The sequence below is a fragment of the Teichococcus rhizosphaerae genome (assembly GCF_002631185.1).
Taxonomy (GTDB): Bacteria; Pseudomonadota; Alphaproteobacteria; order Acetobacterales; family Acetobacteraceae; genus Pseudoroseomonas; species Pseudoroseomonas rhizosphaerae.
The window spans coordinates 1-10,104 of record NZ_PDNU01000029.1; the positions used below are offsets into that span (position 1 = coordinate 1).

The 10,104-nt window shown below is 72.5% G+C and carries 13 protein-coding genes and 1 tRNA gene; 6 read left to right on the forward strand and 8 right to left on the reverse strand.

Annotated features, from left to right (window positions below; translation table 11 throughout):
- Nucleotides 1-685: FAD-binding oxidoreductase (locus tag CR162_RS14395; RefSeq protein ID WP_245870375.1), on the forward strand; the 685-nt coding region annotated here is incomplete at its 5' end.
- 24 nt (nt 686-709) lie between these two features.
- On the opposite strand, the gene CR162_RS14400 is transcribed toward CR162_RS14395, so the two are convergent.
- Nucleotides 710-1,408: a GntR family transcriptional regulator gene (locus tag CR162_RS14400; RefSeq protein ID WP_176559859.1), complete on the reverse strand. Its 699-nt coding sequence runs from the start codon at nt 1,406-1,408 to the stop codon at nt 710-712.
- A 158-nt stretch (nt 1,409-1,566) separates the two neighbouring features.
- Here CR162_RS14400 and CR162_RS14405 point away from each other — a divergent pair, with 158 nt between their 5' ends.
- A complete protein-coding gene (locus tag CR162_RS14405) occupies nt 1,567-2,568 on the forward strand; it encodes a Bug family tripartite tricarboxylate transporter substrate binding protein (protein WP_099096236.1) in 1,002 nt (333 codons plus the stop codon).
- Between the two features lie 22 nt (nt 2,569-2,590).
- Nucleotides 2,591-3,373, forward strand: a complete 783-nt coding sequence (locus CR162_RS14410; protein WP_099096237.1) for an SDR family oxidoreductase — start codon at nt 2,591-2,593, stop codon at nt 3,371-3,373.
- Between the two features lie 53 nt (nt 3,374-3,426).
- Here CR162_RS14410 and CR162_RS14415 read toward each other — a convergent pair whose 3' ends face one another.
- The 3 genes from CR162_RS14415 to CR162_RS14425 all read right to left on the reverse strand — a co-directional run bounded on the left by CR162_RS14415 (nt 3,427) and on the right by CR162_RS14425 (nt 5,690).
- Complete coding sequence (locus CR162_RS14415; protein WP_099096238.1) at nt 3,427-3,945, reverse strand: hypothetical protein; 519 nt, start codon at nt 3,943-3,945, stop codon at nt 3,427-3,429.
- 99 nt (nt 3,946-4,044) lie between these two features.
- Nucleotides 4,045-4,779, reverse strand: coding sequence for a TerC family protein (locus CR162_RS14420; RefSeq protein ID WP_099096239.1), 735 nt, complete (start codon nt 4,777-4,779; stop codon nt 4,045-4,047).
- On the reverse strand, nt 4,779-5,690 hold the full coding sequence (locus CR162_RS14425) for a lipid kinase (RefSeq protein ID WP_099096240.1): 912 nt from the start codon (nt 5,688-5,690) through the stop codon (nt 4,779-4,781). Before CR162_RS14425 ends, CR162_RS14420 begins: the two co-directional genes overlap by 1 nt.
- Before the next feature lie 266 nt (nt 5,691-5,956).
- On the opposite strand from CR162_RS14425, the gene CR162_RS14430 reads away from it, so the two are divergent.
- Nucleotides 5,957-6,715: a phosphatase PAP2 family protein gene (locus CR162_RS14430; protein WP_099096241.1), complete on the forward strand. Its 759-nt coding sequence runs from the start codon at nt 5,957-5,959 to the stop codon at nt 6,713-6,715.
- Here CR162_RS14430 and CR162_RS14435 read toward each other — a convergent pair.
- The 3 genes from CR162_RS14435 to CR162_RS14445 form a co-directional block, all read right to left on the reverse strand.
- Nucleotides 6,690-6,899 (reverse strand): hypothetical protein, encoded by a 210-nt coding sequence (locus tag CR162_RS14435; RefSeq protein WP_099096242.1) that lies wholly within the window; start codon nt 6,897-6,899, stop codon nt 6,690-6,692. The two genes, CR162_RS14430 and CR162_RS14435, sit on opposite strands and share 26 nt — an antisense overlap.
- Nucleotides 6,900-7,068: 169 nt before the next feature.
- Nucleotides 7,069-7,464: a hypothetical protein gene (locus tag CR162_RS14440; RefSeq protein WP_141563161.1), complete on the reverse strand. Its 396-nt coding sequence runs from the start codon at nt 7,462-7,464 to the stop codon at nt 7,069-7,071.
- Nucleotides 7,465-7,572: 108 nt separating this feature from the next.
- Nucleotides 7,573-7,644, reverse strand: a tRNA-Thr gene (locus CR162_RS14445).
- A gap of 255 nt (nt 7,645-7,899) precedes the next feature.
- On the opposite strand from CR162_RS14445, the gene CR162_RS14450 reads away from it, so the two are divergent.
- Entirely contained in the window at nt 7,900-8,835 is a 936-nt protein-coding gene (locus CR162_RS14450) for a Bug family tripartite tricarboxylate transporter substrate binding protein (RefSeq protein WP_099096244.1), read from the forward strand.
- 117 nt (nt 8,836-8,952) lie between these two features.
- A complete protein-coding gene (locus tag CR162_RS14455; RefSeq protein ID WP_099096245.1) occupies nt 8,953-9,624 on the forward strand; it encodes a DedA family protein in 672 nt (223 codons plus the stop codon).
- A gap of 64 nt (nt 9,625-9,688) precedes the next feature.
- On the opposite strand, the gene CR162_RS14460 is transcribed toward CR162_RS14455, so the two are convergent.
- A complete protein-coding gene (locus CR162_RS14460) occupies nt 9,689-10,018 on the reverse strand; it encodes an antibiotic biosynthesis monooxygenase family protein (RefSeq protein WP_099096246.1) in 330 nt (109 codons plus the stop codon).
- Nucleotides 10,019-10,104: the final 86 nt, after the last annotated feature.

Sequence of the window (10,104 nt, forward strand, 5' to 3'; positions counted from 1 at the left end):
GGCGCCCGCCGATGGCGGCGCGTTGCTGCGCCACCGCCCCGGCCAGTACCTGACCTTCTGGCTGGACCTGCCCGGCGGGCCGCCGCTGAAGCGGAACTACAGCATCTCCTCCGCGCCCGGCGGCGCCCGCTACCGCATCAGCGTGAAGCGCGAGCCGCGCGGGCTGGCCTCCAACTGGCTGCACGACACGGCGCAGCCCGGCACGCGCCTGAAGGTGGCGGCCCCGGCCGGGGAGTTCTTCCTGCCCGAGCGGCCGCAGCGGCCCATCGTCCTGCTCAGCGGCGGGGTGGGGCAGACGCCGCTGCTGAGCATGCTGCACGCCGTGGCGCGGGACCCCGCCATGCCGCCCGCGCGGTTCATCCACGGCACGCTGTCCGGCGCCACCCACGCGCTGGGCGCCGAGGCGCGGACCCTGGCCGCCGCCTCCGCCAGGCGCATCACCACCACCACCTTCTATGAATACCCGCGCGCCCAGGACCGGCAGGGCCAGCACTACGACATCGCCGGGCGGATCACGCCGGACTGGCTGCTCGCCAACACGCCGGTGGACGAGGCGGATTTCTACCTGTGCGGGCCGCGCGCGTTCCTGCGCGTCCTGGTTTCGGCGCTGGTGGCGCGGGGCGTGCCGCCGGCGCGCATCCACCACGAGTTCTTCGGCCCCGCCGACGAGCTGCTCGCCGCCTGACGAGGGCCGGAGGGGGGCGGGCTGCTACCCCCCGCCCAGCGCCGCCAGCCAGCGGCGCTTGCCGGCCAGCACATGCGCCTCCCCCGCCCGCCGCGCCGCCTCCGGCTCGCCCGCGGCGATGGCGTCCAGCATGGCGGCGTGCTCGGCATTGCTGGCCGCGCGGTTCTCCGCCGCGTCCAGCATCTGCCGGCGCACCGGATGGCTTTCCTTCAGCATGGCGCGGTAGAGGGCGGCGGTGCGGCGGTGCGCCGCGGCCTCCAGCATGGCGTCGTGGAAGGCGAGGTTCAGCGCGTAGTAGCGTGCCGCGTCGCCGGCCGAGAGCGCCGCCGCCATCGCCGCCACCTGGGCGCGCAGCGCGGCCATCTGCGGCGGGGTGGCGCGGCGCGCCAGCAGGGCGCAGCAGAAGCCCTGCAGCAGCGCGCGCGTGTCATACAGCTCGGCCACCTCGGCGGCATCCAGCCGGCGCACGCTCATGCCGCGCCGCGCGGGGCCGGACTGCACCAGCCCTTCCCGCTCCAGCCCCCGCAGCGCCTCGCGCAGCGGCCCGCGCGAAACGCCGAGATGCCCGGCCAGCGCCAGCTCGTTCAGCCGCGCCCCCGGTGCCAGCTCGCCCTCCAGGATCATCCGCTCGATGCCCGCATGCGCCAGATCGGCCAGCGACGCCGCCCGGCGGCCGGCGATGCGGAGGAGCGCCTCGGGACTGGGAGGGGGAATGGTGGACATGGGCCCATGGAACATGACGGCGGATGGGTTGTCGACACCCAGCAGTTTGTTGACAGTTTGCAGACAGCGCCGCAGCATGCCGGCCGGGAACCATCACCGCGACCGGCCCGCATCCCTCAACCGACAGGGCCGGCGCGGCGAGAAACAAGGAAACGCCCATGCCGCAGCGCCGAGCCCTGCTGGGTGCCACGCTCGCCCTGCCCGCCCTGCTGGCCGCCCTGAAGCCCGCCCCGGCCGGGGCGGCAGGCCCGCCGCTCCCCTATCCGGACCGTCCCGTCCGCCTCATCGTCGGCTTCGCGCCCGGCGGCGCCACCGACATCACCAGCCGCCTGCTGGCGCCGCGGCTGCAGGCGGCGCTGGGCGGCGCGCAGCCGGTGCTGGTGGAGAACCGGCCCGGCGGCAGCGGCAACGTCGCGACCCAGGCCGTCGTCAACGCAGCGCCGGACGGCCACACCCTGCTGATGGGCACCATCTCCGCCCTCGCCATCAACCCCAGCCTGTTCACCGACCTCGCCTTCGACCCGCAGGCGGACCTCACGCCGATCGGCCTGTTCGCGGACGTGCTGAACGTGCTGGTGGTGCCGGCGGACCGGCCCTGGAAGTCGCTGGCCGAGCTGATCGCCGCCGCCAGGGCGCGGCCGGAGGCGCTGAACTATTCCTCCTCCGGCATCGGCGGCGCGGGGCATCTGGGCGGCGCGCTGCTCGACCACCTGGCCGGCATCCGCACCACCCACGTTCCCTATCGCGGCGGCGGCCCGGCCATGACCGACCTGGTGAGCGGCAAGATGGACTTCTCCTTCGCCACCGCCCCCACCGCCCTGCCGCTGATCGAGGCCGGCAAGCTGCGCGCCCTGGCCGTGCCCACCGCCCGGCGCAGCCCGCTCTTGCCCGACGTGCCGGCTGTGGCCGAGACCGTGCCCGGCTTCGAGGTGGCCAACTGGTACGCCATGATGGGGCCGAAGGGCATGCCCGCCCCCGTGACCGCCAAGCTCAGCGCCGCGCTGCGCGAGTGCCTGGCCGACCCGCAGCTCGTCTCCTCCCTGTCCCACCACGGCGCCGAGCCGCGCCCCTCCACGCCGGAGGAGCTGGCCCGCTTCCTGAAGCGGGAAACGGAGAAGTGGCGCCCCATCCTCCAGGCCTCCGGCACCAGGCCGGAATGAGCCTCCCGCAGAAGGACACCGCATGGACCTGCAACTGAACGGACGCGAGACGCTGGTGGTCGGCGGCACCTCCGGCATCGGCCGCGCCACGGCGGCGCTGCTGCTGCGCGAGGGCGCGCGCGTCACCATCGCCGGGCGCGACGAGGCCCGCCTGGCCGAGGCGGCCGAGGCCCTGGCGCGGGAAACGGGCATCCGGCCGCGGACCGCCCGCTGCGACCAGGGCGCGCCGGAGCAGGTGGCGGCCCTGGCCGCGCTGTGGGAGGACCGGCCTCTCGACGCGCTGGTCTGCGCCGCCGGCGGCAGCCACCGCTCCAGCTTCGAGGCGCTGACGGACGCGCAGTGGCTGGCCAATTACGAGTTCAACATCCTGGGCACGGTGCGGGTGGTGCGCGCCCTGCTGCCTTCCCTGCGCCGCTCGGACTGCGGGCGGGTGGTGCTGCTCGGCGCCGTGTCCGCCCGGCAGCCGACGGCGCATCAGGTGGTCTCCAACACCCACAAGGCCGGCGTGCTGGCGCTGGCCAAGACGCTCTCGGTGGAGCTGGCGCCGGAAGGCATCGGCGTGAACAGCGTCTCGCCGGGACGGGCGCTGACGCCGCTCTGGCGCAACCGCGCCGCCACCATGGCGAAGGACGAGGGCATCTCCGAGCAGGCGGTGCTGGAGCGCGTGGCGGCCGACATCCCGATGGGGCGGCTGGGCGAGCCGGAGGAGGTGGCGGCGATGGTCGCCTTCCTCGCCTCCCCCCTCGCGGCCTATGTCACGGGGCAGGCCATCGCCGTCGATGGCGGGCTGCAACGCGGGGTCTGAAAGGGAACGGGCGCGGGGAGAAGGGTCCTTCCCCGCCCTTCCCGCCCGCCCGTTCAGCCGTCCCGGCGGGCCTGGCTGTCCCTGGTGGCCTGCGAGACGCTGCCGGCCTGGCGCGGGTCCACCCCCGCGGTGGCGCCGTCATGCCCCATAGGGCGCATGCCGGTCCGCGCCGTGCACCCGGCCGAGGGATGGTGGCGCAGGCGGCGGGCCTGCTTCATCTCCAGCGCGCGGCGGGCGATCTCGCCCTGCGCCGGCCGCCGCAGGGCGGCGTCGTGGCGGCCGATCTCCTTGTTCACCCGCTTCAGCGCCGAGGCGAAGACCTGCTTCTTCAGCGACAGGCCGCTTTCGTCCCGCGCCGGCGCCGCGCCGCGCGGCTCGGCCTTGCCGCGCATCTCGCGGCGGCGCCCGCGGCCCACGTCCCGCGCCTTGTCGCGGAACGCCCGCAGCCGCCGGGCTATCTCGACCAGCTCCGGCTTGGGCATGCCGCAGACATCCGGGTAGTGGCTGCGCGCGACAAGCCCGAACTCGGCCTCCGTCAGCAGGCGGCGCTCGGCTGTGATGGGCAGGCTCATGGCAATCTCCTCCGGAAAGCGGCGCGGGCCGCCGGCATGCCGGCGGCCCGCTTCCTAAATATTAAAACTGTTTAATCTTCATCCGGTTTCCGGAGCCGGTCAGGCCGAGCGCCGCTTCGCCCGGCGGCTGAAGATGTTCAGCGCCTCCACCAGGGTGGAGAAGGCCATGGCGGCATAGACATAGCCCTTCGGCACATGCGCCCCGAAGCCCTCGGCGATCAGCGTCATGCCGATCATCAGCAGGAAGCCCAGAGCCAGCATCACCACGGTCGGGTTGGCCTTGATGAAGCTGGCCAGCGGGTCGGCGGCCAGCAGCATCACCGCCACCGCCGTCACCACCGCGATCACCATGATCGGCACGTGCGGCGTCATGCCCACCGCGGTGATGATGCTGTCGATCGAGAAGACGAGGTCCAGCAACAGGATCTGCGCGATGGCGCTGCCGAAGGTCAGCGTCGCCCGGCCCTCGAACATGTCGCCCTCCGCCGGCGGGTCCACGTTGTGGTGGATCTCCTTGGTGGCCTTCCACACCAGGAACAGGCCGCCGGCGATCAGGATCAGGTCGCGCCAGGAGAAGCCGTGGCCGAAGGCCTCGAACACCGGCGCGGTGAGCCGCACGATGATGGCCACCGTGCCGAGCAGCGCCAGCCGCAGCACCAGCGCCAGCCCGATGCCGATGCGCCGTGCCCGCGCCTGCTGCTCGGGCGGCAGCTTGTTGGTGATGATGGAGATGAAGATCAGGTTGTCGATGCCGAGCACGACCTCCATCGCCATCAGCGTGGCGAGGGCGATCCAGGCGGCTGGATCGGCAGCCAGGGCAAGCAGCGAGTCCATCAGGAAGGCATTCCTTGCAGGGGGTTGGAGGGAGGCGCGAAGACCCGCACCGCCCGGGGCAGCAGCCGGAAGCGCGCCGGCGTGGTGGCGCTCAGCTCGCCATCCGTGTTGACCGGCATGGGGCGGCGGGTGCGCACCTCGCAGGCGGTGGTGGGAAAGGCGCGCACGTCGCGCCACTGCCCCTGGGTGCCGCGCCGCAGATAGGGCAGCAGCGCCAGCAGCCGCCACCAATGGTCCAGCTCCAGGCTGTAGACGTCGAGCTTGCCGTCATCCGGCGTGGCCGAGCTTTCCACCGTCATGCCGCCGCCATAGTGCCGGCCGTTGCCGACCGAGACCTGGATGGTCTTCACCTTCTCCGTCACCCCGTCATGGGTGATCCAGGCGGTGAAGCGGCGCACCCGGCGCAGCAGGCGGAAGGCGGCCAGCGCATAGCCCAGCCTGCCCCAGCGCTTCTTCTCGTCCCGCCCCAACCCCTTGGCCAGGGTGGCGCTGAAGCCGATGCTGGCGACGTTGAAGAAGGGCCTGCCGTTCACCTCGCCGAGGTCGATCGGCCGCAGCGCGCCGGCGGCGATGACCTCCGCCGCCTGCACCGGGTCGGGCGCGATGCCGAGGCTGCGCGCCAGGTCGTTGGCGGTGCCGAGGGGGAGGATGCCGAAGGGCAGGCCGGTCTCGATCAGTGCCGGCGCGGCGCCGTTCAGCGTGCCGTCGCCACCCCCCAGGATCACCGCGCCGAAGCCCTCGGCCGCGCGGGCGCGGATCACCTCGGCCGCCGTCTGGCCCGGCGAGCAGGGATGCTCCACCAGCGACCAGCCCGCATCCCGCAGCACCGCCAGCGCCGCGTCCAGGGCGGCGCCGCCATTGCGGGCGTTGCGGTTGACGATCAGGAGCGCCCGGCTGCCGGCCTCAGCCATGGAACGGCCCGCGCCCCCGCCGCCCCGCCGCCGGGGCCATGGCCGCCAGGCTCCGGGCGGCCCCGCTTCCGCTGGCCCTGCTCCTGGCTGTTGGGATCATGATCGCGCCGCAGCTCCGCACCCTGTGCCCTTTCTCCCGAGATGGCCCTGGCTTCCGGGCACCACCGCGCCCGGCGGGAAACGCGCGAGCGGGCGGCGGGATGCGGAAGCGGAGCAACTCCTGGGAGATGGCGGCGTCTTCCCCGCATCGGCAAGCGGAATCCTGGATGCGAAGCGACACCCTGGCCAACCTGACCCGCCGCTTCGGCTGGGGGCAGTTCGTCACCCTGGCGGCGCTGCTGGTCTGCGCTGGCGGGATGCTGGCCTTCGCCGCCATCATCGACGAGGCGCTGGAGGGCGAGACCCACGCCTTCGACGAGGCGCTGCTGCTGGCGCTGCGCAACCCGGCCGACAGGTCCGACCCGGTCGGGCCCTTCTGGCTCGAGATCATGATGCGCGACTACACCGCGCTCGGCAGCCACGCCGTGCTGCTGCTGATCGGGGGCGTGGCGCTGGGCTACATCCTGATGCTGCGCAAATGGCTCTCCGCCACGCTGCTGGTGGTGTCCTTCGGCGGCGGCATGGCGCTGAACAGCCTGCTCAAGCTGGGCTTCGGCCGGCCCCGCCCCGACCTCGTGGCGCATCTGGCCGAGGTCCACACGGCGAGCTTCCCGAGCGGCCACGCCATGCTCTCCGCCGCCTGCTACCTGACGCTCGGCACGCTGCTGGCGGGGGTGACGCCCTCCAGGCGGCTCAAGGCCTACATCCTTGGCGTCGCCATCGGGCTGGCGCTGCTGGTGGGCAGCAGCCGGGTCTATCTCGGCGTCCATTGGCCGACCGACGTGCTGGCCGGATGGTGCCTCGGCGCGGCCTGGGCCATGGGCTGCTGGCTGGTGCTGCGCGTATGGCTCGCCTGGCGCCACCACCGCCACCCGCCGCACGGTGCCCACCCCGGCCCGGCTAAAGGTGGCGGCCGCGCTCCATGATCTCCAGGGCGTATTCGCGGTAGCTCATCCCGAGCTCCTCGGCACGGGCGAGGCGGCGAAGGGCGATCTCGCGCGGCGGCGTCTTCCAGGCCTTGCGGCTGGCGCGGCGCCAGTTCCAGCCATTCCAGGAAAGGTCGGGCTCCGGCTCCAGGGGCGGGCCGCCATTATGGCCGATCAGGGACATGCTCCGGCCTCCCTCCCCGCGCCGCCGCCGCCGCTGCCCGCCGGAAATTCCCGCATCCCTGCCCGCTCCTCGCCTGCCTGCCCGCCGCCTGCCGCCGCTCCAAGGGGGCCCAGCACAACACAGCCGCCCCCTTCCGGGCGACAGGAAATTCTCCACCCCCGGCGCCGCGCTACAGCCCGCCCGTCCTGGTCCAGCCCTGGTCGCGCATGCAGGCGCCGACAACCGAGTCCCGCAACGGCGCGGCGGCGTCGCGCGTCCGGTATTGCGGGGGGCGGAAGCCGCCGGGCAGGGTCCAGCACCGCCGCCCATCCGCGCTGCACCGGGTGATCGACGGCTCCCAGTAGCCGGGGCGTTCCACATAGGTTTGCCATTCGGGCGGGAGCTGGCGCCCGATCGCCTCGCACTGGCCGAGGGCCGCCCGCTTCTCCGCCTCCGTGGCGCCGGGCTTTTCCCAGCTGGCGCAGCCGGCCAGGGCAAGCGCGAGGCCCCCCAGCACCGCAAGCCTCGGGACCGCGAGCTTCAGGGTCTCGATGTTCAGGACCACCATGCCCGGACTGGCCTTCATCCCGCTTCTCCCCGTTCCACCCCTCCAACATGGCCATGCCCCGCCTTCCGGGGAGCCGGTGGGCCTGCTGGCCGCTTCGGGATTTCGGAGGGCCGGGCAGGGCCGTTTTGCCGGGTGAGGGGATCGAACCCCCGACCTTCGGTTTACAAAACCGCTGCACTACCGCTGTGCTAACCCGGCATCGCGTTGAAAACGCCCCTGAAGGGGAACCTCAGGCCCGGGCCGGGCAGCGATTTCGCCAAACAGCGTTCAACTGCCGGTACCAGGGCGGCCGGTTTTCGCCTTTCAGGCCGCATTTTTCAAGAGCGCATCAGGGGCGCCACGCCGGTGGAGGCGCTGGCGCGGCAGGCGGCTCCTGGGCGGCTTGCGCCATTCTTTCTTTGATGGTCGAGTTGCAGGCGCAGAACGAAAAAGAACACATGGGAGAGAAACACAATGCGCTACGCTGCTTTCGTGGCGGCGCTGGCCTGTTTTCTGGCCGGCGCCACATCCGCAATGGCCCAGAACGCCCTCACCATGATCGTCGGCTATCCGCCGGGCGGCGCCTCGGACCTGATGGCGCGGATCCTGCAGCCGGAAATGGCGAAGGCCCTGGGCCGGCAGGTCGTGATCAAGAACTCGCCCGGCGCCAACGGCACGGTGGGCGCACTGGAACTGGCACGCTCCAGGCCGGATGGCGAGACCATCCTGTTCGCGCCCGGCGGCTCGCTGGTGCTGACCCCGCACACGCGCGGCGCGCCATTCCAGCAAACGGACTTCATTCCCGTCTGCCAGATCTCGGCGGCGCATGTGGTGATGATGACGCAGCAGGATTCGGGCCTGCGGACGCTGCAGGACCTCATCACCCGGGCGCGCGAGAAGCCGGGCGCCTTCGCCTATGCCAGCACGGGTCCCGGTGGCACCCCGCATATCAGCATGATCTCGCTGGAGCGCCTGGCCCGCATCGAGATGAACCACATCCCCTTCCGCGGCTCGGGCGAGGTGATGCAGGCGATGGCGGGCAAGCAGCTTTTCCTGTTCACCGACCAGGGCAACCTTGTCCGCCAGTACAACCTGCACCCCATCGCCATCTTCAGCGCCGAGCGGGCCAGGGAATTCCCGGACACGCCCACGATGCGGGAGATGGGCTTCGACCTGAACTTCACCATCTGGTCCGGCCTCTACGCGCCCGCCGGCACGCCGGATGCCGCCCTGAGGCAGATCGAGGAAGCCTGCGCCAAGGCCGTGGCGGCGCCCGCCGTGGTGGAAGGCTTCAAGCGGATGGATATGCCGATCCTGCCGCGCAACCGCGCCGACTTCACCGCCTACCACAACTCGGAATATGAGCGGTTCGGCCGGCTGGTGAAGGAATACGACCTGCGGGTGAACTGAGGCGGACAGGCCCCGGCGGCGCCCGGCGCCGCCGGAGACCGCCTGGGCCCGCCTTTCCGCCATCCTCGCGCAGCCTTCGCTGGCGCGGCGGCCTTCTCCTCTGCTACCGCTCCGCTCATGTTGGAAGACTGGACCACGGCCTTCGAGGCCTGGGTGCGCGCCAATGCCGACCTGGCGGCCCCGGTGACGTTCCTCATCGCCTTTCTCGAATCCTTCCCTGTCGTCAGCATCGTGGTGCCATCCACCGCGCTGCTGCTGGCGGTGGGCGCGCTGGTGGGGAGCGATCTGGTCGCGCCCGTGCCGGTGCTGCTGGCCTGCATCGCGGGAGGCATCCTGGGCGATGCCGCCGGCTACTGGCTGGCCAGGCTGGTCGGGCCCTATGCGGTGCGGCGGCGGCTGCCGAAATCCTGCCGCCGCATCTATGCCTGGTCGGTGGTGGTGTTCCAGCGCTGGGGCTGGTGGGCGGTGTTCATCGGCCGCTTCCTCGGCCCGATGCGGGCGGTGACGCCGCTGGCGGCCGGCGTGGTCGGCATGCGCAACTGGCCGTTCCAGAGCGCCAACGTGCTGTCCGCCATCATCTGGGCGCCGCTGGTGCTGATGCCGGGCAGCGTGGGCGGCTGGCTGGCGCGGCAGCTCGGCCCCGAGCCGGACCCGCTGGCGATCGGCGGTTTGCTGGCCGGCGCGGCGCTGCTGTGGCTGAGCTACCAGCGGCTGCGGCCGGTGGTGCGGGCGGCGGTGAAGGCCCGGCTGGAGCGCGGCGTGCCGCCACCGGGCCGGGGCCTGGGCTGAGGCGGCCGGCGCGCCGGCTCACCGCCGGCAGGGGCGGCGCCCGGGGAACCGCCCCTTTTCCTTGTCAGGCCGCGGGGGCGGAATGGCCCACCGTCTGGATCACCTCGAAGCCCTCGAATTGCGGCGGGCCGAGATACAGCACCTTGCTCTGCCCGGCGCCACGGTGCGCCATGCGGAAAGCCTCCGACCGGGTCCAGCCCTCGAAGGATTGCCGGTCCTGCCAGATGGTGTGCGAGGCGTAGAGCACATGGTTCTCCCGCTCCGGCCCGCGCAGCAGGTGGAACTCGACGAAGCCCGGCACGGTGTGCAGCTGCGACTCACGGCTCATCCAGAGCTGCTCGAACTCCGCCTCGGAGCCCGGCGCGACCTGGAAACGGTTCATGGCGATGAACATGCGGCATTCCCCTCGGCGGTGCTGCCGCAGAGATGGGGCCGCCCTTCCGCCCTGGAAGAGGCCGCGGTCGTGTCCCACCGCGTGGT

Coding starts and splice junctions, on each gene's coding strand:
- CR162_RS14400 (WP_176559859.1), bottom strand. CDS start 1,408: ATGTCCACCATTCCCCCTCCCAGTCCCGAGGCGCTCCTCCGCATCGCC.
- CR162_RS14405 (WP_099096236.1), top strand. CDS start 1,567: ATGCCGCAGCGCCGAGCCCTGCTGGGTGCCACGCTCGCCCTGCCCGCC.
- CR162_RS14410 (WP_099096237.1), top strand. CDS start 2,591: ATGGACCTGCAACTGAACGGACGCGAGACGCTGGTGGTCGGCGGCACC.
- CR162_RS14415 (WP_099096238.1), bottom strand. CDS start 3,945: ATGAGCCTGCCCATCACAGCCGAGCGCCGCCTGCTGACGGAGGCCGAG.
- CR162_RS14420 (WP_099096239.1), bottom strand. CDS start 4,779: ATGGACTCGCTGCTTGCCCTGGCTGCCGATCCAGCCGCCTGGATCGCC.
- CR162_RS14425 (WP_099096240.1), bottom strand. CDS start 5,690: ATGGCTGAGGCCGGCAGCCGGGCGCTCCTGATCGTCAACCGCAACGCC.
- CR162_RS14430 (WP_099096241.1), top strand. CDS start 5,957: ATGCGAAGCGACACCCTGGCCAACCTGACCCGCCGCTTCGGCTGGGGG.
- CR162_RS14435 (WP_099096242.1), bottom strand. CDS start 6,899: ATGTCCCTGATCGGCCATAATGGCGGCCCGCCCCTGGAGCCGGAGCCC.
- CR162_RS14440 (WP_141563161.1), bottom strand. CDS start 7,464: ATGAAGGCCAGTCCGGGCATGGTGGTCCTGAACATCGAGACCCTGAAG.
- CR162_RS14450 (WP_099096244.1), top strand. CDS start 7,900: ATGCGCTACGCTGCTTTCGTGGCGGCGCTGGCCTGTTTTCTGGCCGGC.
- CR162_RS14455 (WP_099096245.1), top strand. CDS start 8,953: ATGTTGGAAGACTGGACCACGGCCTTCGAGGCCTGGGTGCGCGCCAAT.
- CR162_RS14460 (WP_099096246.1), bottom strand. CDS start 10,018: ATGTTCATCGCCATGAACCGTTTCCAGGTCGCGCCGGGCTCCGAGGCG.